Origin of the sequence: Microbacterium sp. BLY (assembly GCF_017939615.1) — a bacterium.
Lineage (GTDB): Bacteria > Actinomycetota > Actinomycetes > Actinomycetales > Microbacteriaceae > Microbacterium.
The window spans coordinates 559,873-573,732 of record NZ_JAGKSR010000001.1 but is presented as its reverse complement, the minus strand read 5'-3'; the positions used below and the strand labels follow the sequence as shown (position 1 = coordinate 573,732).

At 71.7% G+C, this 13,860-nt stretch carries 15 protein-coding genes; 8 read left to right on the top strand and 7 right to left on the bottom strand.

The annotated features are described in order from the left end of the window. Nucleotides 1–31: 31 nt before the first annotated feature. The 3 genes from KAF39_RS03020 to KAF39_RS03010 are packed head-to-tail and all read right to left on the bottom strand — an operon-like array spanning nucleotide 32 to nucleotide 2,313. The gene (locus KAF39_RS03020; RefSeq protein WP_210675899.1) at nucleotides 32–664 is read right to left on the bottom strand and encodes a metal-dependent transcriptional regulator; all 633 of its coding nucleotides are present in this window, start codon (nucleotides 662–664) and stop codon (nucleotides 32–34) included. Nucleotides 665–709: 45 nt separating this feature from the next. Further along, the gene (locus KAF39_RS03015; protein ID WP_210675898.1) at nucleotides 710–1,009 is read right to left on the bottom strand and encodes a hypothetical protein; all 300 of its coding nucleotides are present in this window, start codon (nucleotides 1,007–1,009) and stop codon (nucleotides 710–712) included. Between the two features lie 20 nt (nucleotides 1,010–1,029). After that, nucleotides 1,030–2,313: an Nramp family divalent metal transporter gene (locus KAF39_RS03010; protein ID WP_374093330.1), complete on the bottom strand. Its 1,284-nt coding sequence runs from the start codon at nucleotides 2,311–2,313 to the stop codon at nucleotides 1,030–1,032. 102 nt (nucleotides 2,314–2,415) lie between these two features. Here KAF39_RS03010 and KAF39_RS03005 point away from each other — a divergent pair, with 102 nt between their 5' ends. After that, the gene (locus KAF39_RS03005) at nucleotides 2,416–3,081 is read left to right on the top strand and encodes a TrmH family RNA methyltransferase (protein WP_210675896.1); all 666 of its coding nucleotides are present in this window, start codon (nucleotides 2,416–2,418) and stop codon (nucleotides 3,079–3,081) included. A gap of 28 nt (nucleotides 3,082–3,109) precedes the next feature. Here the strand turns inward: KAF39_RS03005 and KAF39_RS03000 are convergent, their stop codons facing one another. The 3 genes from KAF39_RS03000 to KAF39_RS02990 form a co-directional block, all read right to left on the bottom strand. Then, nucleotides 3,110–4,432, bottom strand: coding sequence for an MATE family efflux transporter (locus KAF39_RS03000; protein WP_210675895.1), 1,323 nt, complete (start codon nucleotides 4,430–4,432; stop codon nucleotides 3,110–3,112). 87 nt (nucleotides 4,433–4,519) lie between these two features. Further along, a complete protein-coding gene (locus KAF39_RS02995) occupies nucleotides 4,520–4,999 on the bottom strand; it encodes a DoxX family membrane protein (RefSeq protein WP_210675894.1) in 480 nt (159 codons plus the stop codon). After that, nucleotides 4,996–5,448 carry a DM13 domain-containing protein gene (locus KAF39_RS02990; RefSeq protein WP_210675893.1) on the bottom strand — a complete coding sequence of 151 codons (453 nt, stop codon included), beginning with the start codon at nucleotides 5,446–5,448 and terminating at the stop codon, nucleotides 4,996–4,998. The genes KAF39_RS02995 and KAF39_RS02990 overlap by 4 nt, the downstream gene beginning before the upstream one ends. A 154-nt stretch (nucleotides 5,449–5,602) precedes the next feature. On the opposite strand from KAF39_RS02990, the gene KAF39_RS02985 reads away from it, so the two are divergent. The 5 genes from KAF39_RS02985 (at nucleotide 5,603) to KAF39_RS02965 (ending at nucleotide 11,293) form a co-directional block, all read left to right on the top strand. After that, nucleotides 5,603–6,298, top strand: a complete 696-nt coding sequence (locus tag KAF39_RS02985) for a response regulator transcription factor (RefSeq protein ID WP_210675892.1) — start codon at nucleotides 5,603–5,605, stop codon at nucleotides 6,296–6,298. Beyond that, complete coding sequence (locus KAF39_RS02980) at nucleotides 6,298–7,458, top strand: sensor histidine kinase KdpD (protein WP_210675891.1); 1,161 nt, start codon at nucleotides 6,298–6,300, stop codon at nucleotides 7,456–7,458. Before KAF39_RS02985 ends, KAF39_RS02980 begins: the two co-directional genes overlap by 1 nt. A gap of 45 nt (nucleotides 7,459–7,503) precedes the next feature. After that, nucleotides 7,504–9,489 carry a M13 family metallopeptidase gene (locus KAF39_RS02975; protein ID WP_210675890.1) on the top strand — a complete coding sequence of 662 codons (1,986 nt, stop codon included), beginning with the start codon at nucleotides 7,504–7,506 and terminating at the stop codon, nucleotides 9,487–9,489. A 112-nt stretch (nucleotides 9,490–9,601) separates the two neighbouring features. Further along, nucleotides 9,602–10,564: a serine hydrolase gene (locus tag KAF39_RS02970; RefSeq protein WP_210675889.1), complete on the top strand. Its 963-nt coding sequence runs from the start codon at nucleotides 9,602–9,604 to the stop codon at nucleotides 10,562–10,564. A 330-nt stretch (nucleotides 10,565–10,894) separates the two neighbouring features. Next, nucleotides 10,895–11,293 carry a hypothetical protein gene (locus KAF39_RS02965; RefSeq protein WP_210675888.1) on the top strand — a complete coding sequence of 133 codons (399 nt, stop codon included), beginning with the start codon at nucleotides 10,895–10,897 and terminating at the stop codon, nucleotides 11,291–11,293. 10 nt (nucleotides 11,294–11,303) lie between these two features. Here the strand turns inward: KAF39_RS02965 and KAF39_RS02960 are convergent, their stop codons facing one another. Further along, nucleotides 11,304–12,746, bottom strand: coding sequence for an MFS transporter (locus tag KAF39_RS02960; protein ID WP_210675887.1), 1,443 nt, complete (start codon nucleotides 12,744–12,746; stop codon nucleotides 11,304–11,306). 143 nt (nucleotides 12,747–12,889) lie between these two features. On the opposite strand from KAF39_RS02960, the gene KAF39_RS02955 reads away from it, so the two are divergent. Together KAF39_RS02955 and KAF39_RS02950 are read left to right on the top strand one after the other, a co-directional pair. Beyond that, nucleotides 12,890–13,108, top strand: a complete 219-nt coding sequence (locus tag KAF39_RS02955; RefSeq protein ID WP_210675886.1) for a hypothetical protein — start codon at nucleotides 12,890–12,892, stop codon at nucleotides 13,106–13,108. A gap of 48 nt (nucleotides 13,109–13,156) precedes the next feature. Next, nucleotides 13,157–13,846 (top strand): GNAT family N-acetyltransferase, encoded by a 690-nt coding sequence (locus tag KAF39_RS02950; RefSeq protein ID WP_210675885.1) that lies wholly within the window; start codon nucleotides 13,157–13,159, stop codon nucleotides 13,844–13,846. Nucleotides 13,847–13,860 lie beyond the last annotated feature (14 nt).

The following is a 13,860-nucleotide window of genomic DNA, read 5'->3' as shown; positions in this document are numbered from 1 at the left end:
GCGGCAAAGTGCGCGATTCGAACGAAGGGGGTCAGGCCGAAAGCCACACCACGTCGCGGGCAGCGGGAGGCAGCGGGAGCTCGGAGCCGTCGACGGTGATGCCGGACGGGGTCACCGTCACGGTCGTGCCGACGGTGAGGCCGTGGGACTCGAGGGTGCGCAGCAGGGCGGGGTCGCGGTCGTCGACACGGAGCACGCGGCCCGTGTGCCCCGCCGCGGCATCGGCGAGCAGCACGAACGGCACGCGGTCGATCCGGCCCTCCGCGTCCGGGATGGCATCGCCGTGCGGGTCGAAGCGCGGGCGGCCCAGGCGCTCGTCGATGCCCTCGAGCAGGCGGTCGCTGATGGTGTGCTCCAGCACCTCGGCCTCGTCGTGCACCTCGTCCCACCCGTAGCCGAACTCGCGCACCAGCCACGTCTCGATGAGGCGGTGGCGGCGGACCATCGCGAGGGCGCGGGCGGTCCCGGCCTCGGTCAGCCGGACGGCTCCGTATGGCACATGGGACACGAGGCCTGCGGCGGCGAGCTTCTTCACCATCTCCGTGACCGACGACGGCGCGATGCCGAGCTTGGCCGCGAGCACCGACGGAGTGATCGGCGCCTCCTGCCACTCGGTGTGCGCGTAGACGGTCTTCAGGTAGTCGTCAGCTGCCGGGGATGCCACCCGTCAACCCTACGCGTTCGGGTCGCGGGGTCCCCCGCGGCGGGATCAGGCGCCCGCGGAACCCAGCAGGATCACCGTCGCCTGTCCGGCGAAGAACAGGACGAGGAACCCGAGGAGGGCGGCGGCGAGGGACAGGCGCCCGTCGAAGCCCTCGACCTCGGCGATGCCCACCTTGCGGGCACGGAAGGCGAGCACCAGCGTCGCGACGCCGAGCGCGAGCTGCACCCAGGGACTCGCGGGTCCGATCACCTTCGGGAACGCGATGAGCAGGCCGCCGATCACGCCGGTCGCGAAGCCGCTCCAGGTGAGGATGCGGACGGTGCGGCGGGCGGAGGCGGCGGACATGCTGTCGAGCCTATCCGCCGTCACGCCCCGGTCAGCACCAGCCAGAGGAGGGCGCCGTTGAGGGCGATGAGGAGCACGGAGGCCACGATGCCGGCGACCGTCGTCCCGATGCTGTTGACCCACACGCCGAGGGTGCGGCGCTGCGCGGTGAGTGCGACCAGGGGGATGAGGGCGAACGGGATGCCGAACGACAGCACGACCTGGCTGAGGACGAGGGCGAGCGTCGGGTCGATGCCCATCCCGAGGATCACGAGCGCGGGGATGAGCGTCACCAGCCGGCGGGCCAGCAGGGGGATGCGCACGTGCAGCAGCCCGTGCATGATCTCGGCCCCCGCGTAGGCGCCGACGGAGGTCGAGGCGAGACCGGAGGCGAGCAGACCGACCGCGAAGAAGGTGGCCACCACCGGCCCGAGCCCGGCGGCGAGGGCGGCATGCGCCCCCTCCAGCGAGTCGGTGCCGGCGACCCCGGCGAGGTTCGCGGCCGCGAGCAGGAGGATGCCGAGGTTGACGGAACCCGCGACGATCATCGCGATGGTGACGTCCCAGCGGGTCGCGGTGAGCAGTCGGCGGATGCGCGAGGTCTGCACGCGGGCCGCCTCCTCCGCGCTCTCCGCCGTCGCGGAGCCGAACCGGTCGCGGGCGAGCGACGAGTGCGCGTAGATGGCGTGCGGCATGATCGTGGCTCCGAGGATCGAGGCGGCCAGCAGCACCGAGCCGGTGTCCTCGAACCGCGGCACGAGGCCGCTCACGATCCCCGCGGGATCCGGCGGTGCGAGGAAGAGCCCCGCCAGGAAGCCGATCGTGATGATGAGCATGAGGCCGATGATGACGAACTCGAAGGGCCGCGCGCCGCGACGGCTCTGCACCGCCAGCAGGATCATCGACACGGCGCCGGTGAGGAGGCCGCCCCACAGCAGCGGGATGTCGAACAGCAGGTTCAAGGCGACGGCGCCGCCGATGATCTCGGCGAGGTCGGTCGCCATCGCCACGAGTTCGGCCTGCAGCCAGTATGCGCGGCGCGCCCAGGGGCGACGCAGTCGCTGGCCGAGCATCTCGGGGAGGCTCCGGCCGGTCACGACGCCGAGCTTGGCGGAGAGGTACTGGATCAGCCAGGCCATGACGTTGCCGGCGACGACGATCCAGACGAGCAGGTAGCCGTACTGCGCCCCGGCCGTCATGTTGCTGGCCACGTTGCCCGGATCGAGGTAGGCGACGCCCGCGACCAGCGCGGGTCCGAGCAGCCACAGCAGGCGCGGTGGGGCGGTGCGGGTGTCGGTCACGGTGGCGGGGGAATTTTTCGGCACACCGAAACCGTAGCGTATTTTTCGGTCCACCTAAATATCCGTGACCGTCCGTCCGCGTCCCCGCGCTGCCGGGCTGGTCGCGCGCGGCGATAGCCTGGCGGGATGGATGCGCAGCCCCTCGAGAGCACCGAACCGACCGGGCCCGGAACCTCGCCGCTGCAGCCCGGGTACGGCGTCGGGCCGTGGCCGGGAGGGCCCTCGTCCTGGCCCGCCGGGGACCAGTACGACCCCGAGCTGCTGGCTCACGGCGACACGCGCAACGTGATCGACCGCTACCGCTACTGGCGGATGGAGGCGATCGTCGCCGACCTCGACACGCGCCGACACCCGTTCCACGTCGCGATCGAGAACTGGCAGCACGACATGAACATCGGTTCCATCGTGCGCAGCGCCAACGCGTTCCTCGCCGACACCGTGCACATCATCGGGCGGCGTCGCTGGAACAGGCGCGGCGCGATGGTGACCGACCGGTACCAGCACGTCGTGCACCACGAGGACATCGCCGCGTTCGCCGCCTGGGCTGCCGCGGAAGGGCTGCCCGTCATCGCGATCGACAACGTCGACGGCGCCGTTCCGGTCGACCGCGCCGACCTGCCGCGCTCCTGCGTGCTCCTCTTCGGTCAGGAGGGTCCCGGGTTGTCGCCGGAGGCGCTCGCCGCAGCGACTGGACACGTGGAGATCACGCAGTACGGCTCGACCCGTTCCATCAACGCGAGCGCCGCCGCCGCGGTGATCATGTACGAGTGGTGCCGCCGCCACGCGGGATGACCACGCTCGAGGCGCGGTCGGGCCACGGTCAGGCGGCGGCCAGGAGCCACCGTCCGGAGCGCACCCGCCACCCCAGCGTGCCGAGCCGCGCGAGGAGGTAGACGCCGAAGAACGCCACCGCCAGCCACACGAGCCCGGCCGTGCCGTCGACACCGGTCGCGGCGATGATCGCGAGGGCCGGCAGGAACGGGACGAGGTTGAGGCCGCCGGCGATCGCCAGGTAGCGGACGTCGTTCGCACCCATCAGCACACCGTCGAGCACGAACACGACCCCGGCGACCGGCTGCGCGACGGCGAGCACGAGGAGCGCGGGCTGCACGACCTGCGCGACCGACGGGTCTCCGGTGAAGACGATGCCGAGCATGCCGGACGAGGCGGCGATGACGGCGCCGACCAGGACGCCGAACCAGGCTCCCCACGCGACCGTCCGTGCCAGGACCCGCCGCACCTGCGGCTCGTCCCCGGCGCCGAGCTCCTTGCCGATGAGCGCCTGCGCGGCGATCGCGAGCGCATCGAGGGCGAAGGCCGCCGCGGAGAAGATCGTGAAGACGATCTGCCAGCCCGCGAGCTCCTCCGTGCCGATCCCGGTCGCCACGCCCACCGTCGCGAGCAGCGCGACGCGCAGGCTCACGGTGCGCAGGAACAGCCAGCCGCCGGACGTCGCCGTGTGCCGCAGGCCGTCCCGCTGGGCGCGCAGGGAGGCGCTGTGCCGGGTGGCGAGGCGCTGGACGACGAGCGCGTACGCCGCGACCATGCCCCACTGCGCGGTCACGGTCCCCGCCGCGGATCCCGCGATGCCCCAGCCGAAGCCGTAGATGAACAGCCAGTTCAGCAGGGCGTTGGCGCCGAATCCGAGACCGGCGATCCACAGCGGCGTCATGGTGTCCTGCAGTCCGCGGAGGAGGCCGGTCGCCGCGAACACGATCAGCATCGCGGGCAGACCCCACATCGAGATCACGAGGTACTCGTTCGCCTGCGCCGCGACCTCGGCGCTCGCCCCGAACAGCGAGACGAGCCCGGGGGAGGAGACCGCGCCGATGACGGCGAGCACGGCACCGAGGCCGAGCGCGAGCCACATGCCGTTGATCCCGACCGAGACCGCCTCTCCCGGCCGCCCGGCACCGAACCGGCGTGCGACGGCGGGGGTGGTGGAATAGGCGAGGAACACCATGAGGCCGACGATGGTCTGCAGCACGGCGCCCGCGATGCCGAGCCCGGCGAGCGGAACGGTGCCGAGGTGCCCGACGAGCGCCGCGTCGACGATGAGGAAGGCCGGCTCCGCGATGAGCGCGCCGAGGGCGGGGACCGCCAGGCGCAGGATCTCGCGGTTCAGGGAGGTGCGGGCGGCCATCCTCCGAGCCTATGACCTGCCGCCGACTCCCGACGCGCGAGGCGCCACCCCGGCGCCGACGCTTCGGACGTCGACGCCGGGGGTGACTCAGTCGCCCGGTCCCTCCACCGGACGCTTCGCTCGCCGCGCCCGCACCCAGCCGTCGACCCCGAACCGCCCGGAGGCGACGAACACCAGCACCGTCGCGGACAGCACCACCATCACGGGGTACTGCGCGATCAGCTGGTCTGCGCTCCAATAGAGCGCCAGGGTCCCGATCGAGACGAACGCGGCCGTTCGGGTGAGCAGTCCCGACACGAGGAGGACGCCCAATCCGACCTCCAGTGCCGGGATCGCGACCCCGAAGAGCGCGGATGCCGAAGTCATCGCCGCCCCGAGCGGATCGAAGAAGTCCGGCACCCTCGTGTTCCCCTGTGCGCTCTGCGCCACGAGTTCGATGTCGGCCGCTCCGAAGCCCGATCGGTACTTCAGCGTCCCCTCGATGAGCCACAGCACCCCGACCGCCACCCGCGCGGCCGCCCCCAGCAGCGGGCCGATCAGGAGACGAGCGGAACGGAGGGCGGTCATGACAGCTCGGCAGCCCCGAACACGGCCTTCGCCTTGTCGCAGTAGATGACGACGTGGGAGTAGTCCTCGGCCTCGACACCGTCAAGGGTGAAGGTCTGCGTCGCGGTGTCGTACGAGACCGCGTCGACGAGCATGCCGGCGGCGATGGCCGCCTCGTCCGTGCCGTCGGTCAGGTAGACGTGCAGGTCGGGGCCCTCGTCCGAGGAGAACTCCGACAGCATGACCTCGGTGTCGGAGACCGAGACCATGCCGGCGACCTCCTTGCCGTTCAGTCCGGCGAACTCCCCGGTCTTCGCGGTCGTGTCCGCGGTCGTGGCGTCGCTCTCCGTGGTGCTCTGCGAGGCCGAGGACGAGGGGGCCGACGTGTCGGCCGCGTCTTGCGGGCTGCAGGCCGCGAGCGTCAGGGCGAGCCCGACGGCGGCGGTGGTGGCGAGAAGGGTCTTGCGCATGATGATCTCCTGTCCGATGGAACGCCACCGTGGCGGATGCCGCGGCGGAGGTGCTGCAGAGCACGCTAGGAAGCGGCGGCGGGCCGCGGGGAAGACCTTTCGGAACCGTAAGGATCCGCCGGTGCGGCGTCACGCGCGGACTACCCTCGACGGCATGGAAGGGGTCATCAGTGTGGCGGTCGTGGAGGACGATCCCACGGTGCGTGAGGCGGTCGGCGAGTACCTGCGTGCCCACGGCTACGCGGTGTCGAGCTTCGGGGACGGGGTCTCCGCACGGACCGCGCTGCGGGAGGCCGTCCCCGATGTGGTGATCGTCGACCGGATGCTGCCCGGAATCAGCGGCGATGAGCTCTGCCGCGAGCTGCGGGCCGTGTCGGACGTGCCCATCATGGTGCTCACGGCGCTGGGGGAGGTGGAGGACCGCATCGACGGGTTCGCGTTCGGTGTCGACGACTATCTCGCCAAGCCGTTCTCGATGCGGGAGCTGTCGATGCGGGTCGCGGCGCTGGTGCGTCGGTCGCAGGTCGCCCAGGCGTCGGCCGGGGAGTTGCGGAGAGGGGCGTTCGTGATCGACCTGCTGCGTCGGCGCGCCTGGGTGCGCGGACAGGAGATGACGCTGACGGGCAGGGAGTACGACCTGCTCCTGTTCCTCGTGCGCAACGAGGACCGCGCCCTGGGGCGCGACGAGATCCTCCGCGAGGTGTGGGGGTGGACCGTCGGCGAGCGTTCGACGGTCACGGTGCACGTCCGGCGCCTGCGGGAGAAGATCGAGGAGGATCCGCGTGATCCTCGTCATCTGCTCACCGAGTGGGGCGTCGGCTACCGCTTCCTGGCGAGAGGGGACGGCTGATGACGATGCTCTCCGGTGCGGTGATCCTGCAGATCGTGCTCACGAGCCTGTCGGTGGCGATCGTGGTCGCCGTCGTCGCCGTGCTGCTCCTGCGAGCCCTGCGGCGGCGCGGCCTCCGCGCGCAGCTGATGGTCGTGGCCAGCGCGGGCACCGTCGCGATGGCGGGGGCCGTGGTGGCGATCGCGGTGGAGATGTACCTCTCCACCCATGACCTGACGATCCTGCTCACCGTGATCGTGGTCTCGCTCGTGCTCGGGCTGGGCATGGCCTGGTGCATGGCGCGGACGGTGCGCGCCTGGGTCGAGGGGTTCTCGGTGTCTCTGGGCAGGATCGGCCGGACGGACGAGGTGGTGGCCGACCGGGCGGCCTCGCGCGAGCTCGCCGACCTCTCGGCGCAGCTGGCGGTCGTGTCTGCGGAGGTGGACGCGGCCCGGGCCGAGCTCGTGCGGCTGGATTCCGCGCGCCGGCGCTTCTTCGCCTGGATCTCCCACGATCTGCGGACGCCGCTCACGGCCGTCCGCGTCCTCGCCGAGGCGGTGGAGGACGGCGCGGCGGTCGCACCGGAGCGCTTCGCCGGACAGGTGCGGGTGCAGGTGGAGACCATGAGCCGGATGGTCGACGACCTCTTCGAGCTCTCCCGCCTGACCTCGGGGGCGGTGCAGCTGCAGACCGAGCAGGTGGTTCTCCGGGACGTCGTGTCCGATGCGGTGGCGGACGTCGCCGCGGCGGCGGCGAAGCGCGATGTCCGGATCGTGGAGCGGGGTATCGCGGGGCCGGTGCTGTGGGCCGACCCGCATCATCTCGGGCGCATCGTCGTGAACCTGCTCACGAACGCCGTCCGCCACGCGCCTCCGGGGACGGAGATCGTCCTGTCCGCCTCGATGATCGACCGGGATCGTCTCGTCCTGGGGGTGCTGGACCAGGGTGCCGGTGTCGCGGTGGAGGACCTGGACCGGATGTTCGACGTCGGCTGGCGCGAGGATCCCGCCCGGCCGGCGGCGGGCGGTGACGACGGCGTCGCCTCCGGGGCGGGTCTCGGACTGTCGATCGCCCGCGGGCTCGCGCGGGCGCACGGCGGCGACGTCTTCGCGGAGCGCACCGACGCGGGCTTCCGCATGAACGTGTCCCTCCCGGTGGGGGTGCCGGGCCGCGGGGAGTGACCGCCGCTGGACACCGTGGGGGACCCCGGCCATAGGCTGGAGCGCATGACCGACGTGCTTCCCGCGGGCCTCGCGCTCGACGACCTCAGCCCCGACATCCGCCCGCAGGACGATCTGTATCGTCACGTGAACGGCGCGTGGATCGCGCGCACCGAGATCCCCGGCGACCGGGCCCGCTGGGGCTCGTTCCACCTGCTGGCGGAGCAGGCCGAGAAGGACGTGCGCGCCATCGTCGAGGAGTCGCAGGACGCCGAGGAGGGCACCCTCGCCCGCAAGATCGGCGATCTGTTCGCGAGCTTCATGGACACCGAGCGCATCGCCGCGGCCGGCGTGGCGCCGCTGGCCGAGACCTTCGCCGAGATCGACGCGATCGACGGCATCCCCGCCTTCCTGCGCACCGTGGGCGCGTACGACCGGGAGGGCCGTGCCGCGGTGATCGGCCTCTACGTCGACGGCGACCCCGGCGACCCGGAGCGCTACGTCCCGGTGCTCGTGCAGGCCGGCCTCTCCCTGCCGGACGAGAGCTACTTCCGCCTGGAGACGTTCGCCGAGACGCGGGCGGCGTACCGGGCACACCTCGAGCGCCTGCTCACCCTCGCCGGTGTCGCGGACGCCGCGGCGCAGGCCGAGCGCTCCATCGCACTGGAGACCGAGCTCGCCGGGCACCACTGGGACAACGTGCGCAGCCGCGACGCGGTCGCCACCTACAACCTCAAGACGTGGGACGAGCTGCAGGAACTCGCGGGCGTCGACCTGACCCCGTGGCGGGAGGCCGTGACGCCGACGAACCCGCGCGCGTTCGACGAGGTCGTGGTCTCGCAGCCGAGCTTCTTCGAAGGGCTCGGCGCGCTCCTCACGGACGAGCGCCTCGAGGACTGGAAGGCCTGGTTGCGCGCGAAGGTCGTGCACGCGGCCGCGCCGTACCTGACGGACGAGCTGGTGGAGGAGAACTTCGCGTTCTACGGCACCCAGCTCACCGGCGTGCCCACGATCCGGGAGCGCTGGAAGCGCGGCGTCTCGGTCACCGAGGCGGCGCTCGGCGAGGCGATCGGCAAGGTCTACGTCGAACGGCACTACCCGCCGACGGCGAAGGCGGCCATGGACGAGCTCGTCGCCAATCTCGTCGAGGCGTACCGGCAGAGCATCGAGAAGCTGGAATGGATGACCGCGGAGACCCGGCAGCGGGCGCTCGCGAAGCTCGACGCGTTCACCCCGAAGATCGGGCACCCCGAGGTGTGGCGGGACTACTCGACGCTCGCCATCGACCGCACCGACCTGCTCGGCAACGTCCGGCGGGCGGCGATCTTCGAGCACGACCGCAACATCGACAAGGTCGGCACGCCGATCGATCGCACCGAGTGGCACATGCCGCCGCAGATGGTGAACGCGTACTACAACCCGTCGATGAACGAGATCGTGTTCCCCGCCGCCATCCTCCAGTACCCGTTCTTCGACGCCGGGCGCGACGCCGCGGCGAACTACGGCGGGATCGGCGCGGTCATCGGCCATGAGATCGGTCACGGCTTCGACGACCAGGGCAGCCGCTACGACGGAGACGGCCGCCTGCAGGACTGGTGGACCGACGCCGACCGGGCGGCGTTCGAGGAGCGCACGAAGGCGCTCATCGCACAGTACGACGCCCTCGTGCCGGAGGGCCTCGACGCGGAGCACCATGTGAACGGCGCCCTCACCATCGGCGAGAACATCGGCGACCTGGGCGGCCTCGGCATCGCGCTCCAGGCGTACGAGCTGTCCCTGCGCACGGACCCCGCGGTGCCGGAACCCGTCGAGGGGCCGGTCATCGACGGCTACACGGGCGTCCAGCGGCTGTTCCTGTCGTGGGCGCAGGTGTGGCAGCAGAAGAGCCGCGAGGCCGAGACGCTGCGCCTGCTGACGATCGACCCGCACTCGCCCAACGAGTTCCGCTGCAACCAGATCGTGCGCAACATCGATGCGTTCTACGAGGCCTTCGGGGTCACCGAGAAGGATGCGCTGTGGCTGCCGGAATCGTCCAGGGTGACCATCTGGTGACGAACCTCCGCACTCTGTGAGATGCGCCCCGGCGGTGGGGTTACGATAGCCCTGCCGCCGGGGCGCCTCTTCCCGGTTGTGCTGTTCCCCTCCCCCTCCTGAAGGATCACGCGTGGGTGCGATCGAGCCTGGTGACGCGTTCCGGAACCCGTCGGCTCCCGGAGCGTCCGGGGGTGCGCCCGAGTCCGCGGGGCGCCGCTCGCATCGTCCTGGTGCCCGCCGTCTGCCGCGTCGGGTCGCCGTGGGGCGACGCTCGTTCACGTCCACGCTGAAGGCTCTCGAAGGCCTCGCGAACGCCGGGGCCCAGGTGTCGGTGCACGTGGTCGACCTCGACTCCCATGAGCACGTGCTGGCGGGGGACGACCACGTCACGCTGCCGGTGGCCGGGCTCGGCGTCGTCCCGCTGCTGATCGAGGTCGCGGCGGCGTTCGAGTCGGGCGCGCTCGACCCGCTCGAGATCGTCGACCGCTCGAGCGTCGAGGCCGTGGAGAGTTCCGGGCTCTGGCGGCACCTGCGGGCTCCGGCCCTCCCGCTGGAGGATCTCGCCGTGCTGGCCGCGACCGCCGGCGATCCGATCGCCGTGAACATCCTGCTGGGGAAGGTGGGGCACGACCGGGTGCGGGAGCGCATCGAGGGGCTGGGACTGCGCCGCACCGCGCTGCTCGACCGGTTCCGCGACCGCCGCGGTCCGGATGACGCCCCGCAGGTCGCGGTAGGATCGGCCCGGGAGCTCGCGGGGCTGTTCTCGGCGCTCGTGAACTCGCAGGTCGTAGATGCCGCGGTCAGCGCCCAGGTGTCGGAGTGGCTCAGCCTCAATCAGGATCTCAGTCTCGTGGCCGCCTCGACGGGGCTCGATCCGTTCGCCCACGAGCACGACGCGCACGGCCTGCTCTTCGTGAACAAGACCGGCCGCGATCGCGGTGTGCGCGCCGAGGCCGGGGTGCTCGCGGGGCCGCGGGCCGGTGTCGCGTACTCGATGATCGTGTGCTTCGACGATCTCTCTATCAGCCACCGCCTCCGTGCGCATGACGCCTTCCGCGTGCTCGGCGTCGAGCTCATGGAATACACCCACTGACCCCGCCCTCGCGCCGACCCAGCGCGGTGGCCGGCATCATGAGCGCGCGCCATCAGCCTCCCGCCCGCCATCAGCCTCCCGGAACGCCAATGGGCCTGACCTGCCGCGCTTGCCTGATCGTGCGTGTTCCCCTGTTTCCGCGCGTGCGGAGTTCCGTGGGTGGGTGCAGGCTTCCGCGCGGGATCAGGCGTACAGCGGTGAAACCGGCCTGATGGGGCGTGAGCGCCTGAACTCACGTGAGCGCCTGAACTCACGTGAGCGCCTGAACTCACGGGCGCCTGAACTCGCGCGAGCGCCTGGTCGCGCGAGGCCAGGGGCTAGCATCGGGGGATGCCTCCCGCCTGGACCCCGCACCGCCGTGACGACGGCGAGCTGCTCGGCTGGATCCATCCGGACGGAGAGGAGTGGGCCGCCGTCGATGTGCTCGGGCGCAGGGTCTTCGGCCCGGGCGAGTGGCTCGACGCGGAGGCGGCGCTGGAGGAGCACGGGATCGCGTGGCTCGCCGATCCCTGGATGCTCGAGGGAGAGGATGACCGCCCGCTCCGGGTGCGCATCCTCGAGGTCACGCCGGACGAGGAGGGCGCGCCGGGGCGCATCGTCGTGAAGATCGACGACTTCGGTGACATGACCCGACCGGCGACCGCCCGATTCACCCTGCCGTGGCCGCTTCCCGCGCGGCTGCGGCCGCCGCGTGCCGACGACCCGGACCCGCGCACGATCTCCCGCTGAGACCCGCGGATCAGTCCGGCAGTGAGGGGTGCTGCTCCGTGGCGCGTCTCCGGGGGATGAACAGCGACAGCACCACGGCCACGATGCCGGCGGCGATCGCGAGCCAGAAGCACACCTCGAACGCCGCCCGCGTCGGCACGGCCACGCCGCCGACGTCGACGCTCATCGCCGCGAGCACCCCGCCCATGACGGCCGAGGCCGTCGAGGTGCCGACGGAGCGGAACAGCGCGTTGAGCCCGTTCGATGCGCCGGTCTCGTTCGCGGGCACCGAGCGCATGATGATCATGGGCATCGCGGCGAAGGTGAACCCGATCCCGACCCCGATGAAGATGTTCGCGACGAAGATGTGCCACACCTCGGTCGACCACAGCAGCACGAAGACGTAGGCGAGCACGATCGCGACGGCCCCGACGGTGAAGAGCGGCCGCGGCCCCACGGTGCGCTCCAGCCACCCGGACAGCGGCGAGATCACCATCATCACCAGACCCGCGGGCATGATGACGAGCGAGGCCGCCACCATGTTCAACCCGAAACCGGCGCCGTCCACCGCGGGCATCTCGAGCATCTGCGGGAACGTGACGTTGGAGGCGAAGAGGGCGAAGCCCATGCCGATGGCGGCGATGTTCGTGAAGAGGACGGCCGGGCGGGCGGCGACCCGCAGGTCGAGCAGGGGGTCCTTCGCCCGGAGCTGATACCAGCCCCACAGCAGCAGGACCGCGACGCCGCCGATCACGCAGACCAGGGTGAGCGGTGCCGTCCACCCCCACTCGGCGCCGCGGGACACGAACAGCAGCAGGCCCGTGAGACCGATGGCCAGTCCGATCGCGCCGAGCACGTCGAGGCGTCCGGGGGAGCGGAGCACGTCCTCCGGGACCACCGTGAGAACCAGGAGCAGGCCGAGCACGCCGAGGGCGGCCGCGAGCCAGAACAGCATGTGCCAGTCGGCGTTCTCGGCGAGCAGCGCGGCGACGGGCATGCCGATCGCGCCGCCGACGCCCATGGTCGCGCTCATGAGGGCGACCGCGGTGCCGAGGCGCTCGGGAGGGAGCACGTCGCGCATGATCGCGATGCCGAGGGGGACGACCCCGGTCACCGCGCCCTGGAGCGCCCGGCCGATGATGACGCCCACGATCGATCCGGAGAGCGCGGCGATCACGGACCCCACGATGAGGATCGCGAGGAGGGCGATCACGACCCGGCGCTTGCCGTACATGTCGCCCAGACGACCCGAGATCGGGGTCGCGACGGCGGCGACGAGCAGGGTGATCGTGACCACCCAGGTGGTGTCTTCCCGCGAGGCGTTCAGCAGCTGCGGCAGTTCGGCCTGCAGCGGTACGACGAGGGTGAACATGAACGACGAGCACAGGCCGGCGAACGCCAGCACTGCGATGACGGCCCACCGGGGCGGGGTACGGGAGAGACGTTTCCTGGCTCTGTCGTCGTTCGCACCCACCGGCTCAGGCTACCGGCGTTCCGGGCGCACGGGGCCGATGTGGTTGCATGGCCGGATGACCGACGCCTCCGCGCCCGCGCCGCATCCCGCCGACTCCCCGTACCACCGCCGGCTCCCGATCGGCGAGGTGCTCGACGCCTCGGGTGGCGCGCTGCCACTTCGGCCGCTGGAACGACGGCTCCGCGCACATGCAGATGTGGGCGCTGGCGCGCCCGGCCGGCATGATGCAGGGTCGTGGTGCGGTGCTCGCGTTCTGGGACGGGATCCTGCCGCCCCTGCCCGCCGAGATGGCCGAGGAGCACCTGCGCATCGTCGCGGAGGCGCTCGCCGCGGGCGGCGGGGAGGCGTTCCCGTACCGCTGACCCGGCTCCGGTTTCCGCGAACGGGCGGAGGAGGGGCAGACTGGGATCGTGCGAACCATCCGCGATCTCGACACCGTAGAACTCATCCTCGACGCCCAGAGCCTGCTCGACTCCATCCGGGGCCCGCAGCGCGTGGTGGACGCCGGGACCCTGCGCGCCCTGCAGCAGTCGGGCAACTACGTCGTCGGCTTCTTCGACGGCGAGGGCGACGAGGAGCGCATGGTCGGCGCCTCCATCGCCTTCTTCGGCGAACCGGCCCGCCGGGCGATGCACTCGCACATCACGGCCCTGCTCCCCGAGTACCGCGGCCGCGGGTGGGGGCGCGAGCTCAAGGGGCACCAGCGGCAGTGGGCGTTCTCGCGCGACGTCGGCCGCATCACGTGGACCTTCGATCCGCTGGTCGCCCGCAACGCGCACTTCTTCCTGACCGTCCTCGGGGCCCGCGCCACCGGCTATTCGGTCAACCGCTACGGCATCTTCGGCGGGGGCGACGCGGGCGACGAGAGCGACCGTCTCGACGTCGAGTGGGCGCTCGCCGACATCGCCAAGCCGCCGGCGGACGACACCGTCGTGGAGACGCTGGAGATCCCGGCCGACATCGAGGGCATGCGGGAGACCGACCCCGAGGCCGCGCACGAGTGGCGGCTGCGTCTGCGCGCGCAGATGGAGGGACTGCTCGGCAGCGGTCTGACCATCGCGGGCTTCGACACCGGCCGCGGCTACCTCTTCACGGCGTGAGCGGACGCGCGGCC

Excerpts from the sequence above, each read along its gene's own strand:
- KAF39_RS03015 (WP_210675898.1), bottom strand. The coding sequence starts at position 1,009 with ATGTCCGCCGCCTCCGCCCGCCGCACCGTCCGCATCCTCACCTGGAGC.
- KAF39_RS03005 (WP_210675896.1), top strand. The coding sequence starts at position 2,416 with ATGGATGCGCAGCCCCTCGAGAGCACCGAACCGACCGGGCCCGGAACC.
- KAF39_RS03000 (WP_210675895.1), bottom strand. The coding sequence starts at position 4,432 with ATGGCCGCCCGCACCTCCCTGAACCGCGAGATCCTGCGCCTGGCGGTC.
- KAF39_RS02995 (WP_210675894.1), bottom strand. The coding sequence starts at position 4,999 with ATGACCGCCCTCCGTTCCGCTCGTCTCCTGATCGGCCCGCTGCTGGGG.
- KAF39_RS02990 (WP_210675893.1), bottom strand. The coding sequence starts at position 5,448 with ATGCGCAAGACCCTTCTCGCCACCACCGCCGCCGTCGGGCTCGCCCTG.
- KAF39_RS02985 (WP_210675892.1), top strand. The coding sequence starts at position 5,603 with ATGGAAGGGGTCATCAGTGTGGCGGTCGTGGAGGACGATCCCACGGTG.
- KAF39_RS02980 (WP_210675891.1), top strand. The coding sequence starts at position 6,298 with ATGACGATGCTCTCCGGTGCGGTGATCCTGCAGATCGTGCTCACGAGC.
- KAF39_RS02975 (WP_210675890.1), top strand. The coding sequence starts at position 7,504 with ATGACCGACGTGCTTCCCGCGGGCCTCGCGCTCGACGACCTCAGCCCC.
- KAF39_RS02965 (WP_210675888.1), top strand. The coding sequence starts at position 10,895 with ATGCCTCCCGCCTGGACCCCGCACCGCCGTGACGACGGCGAGCTGCTC.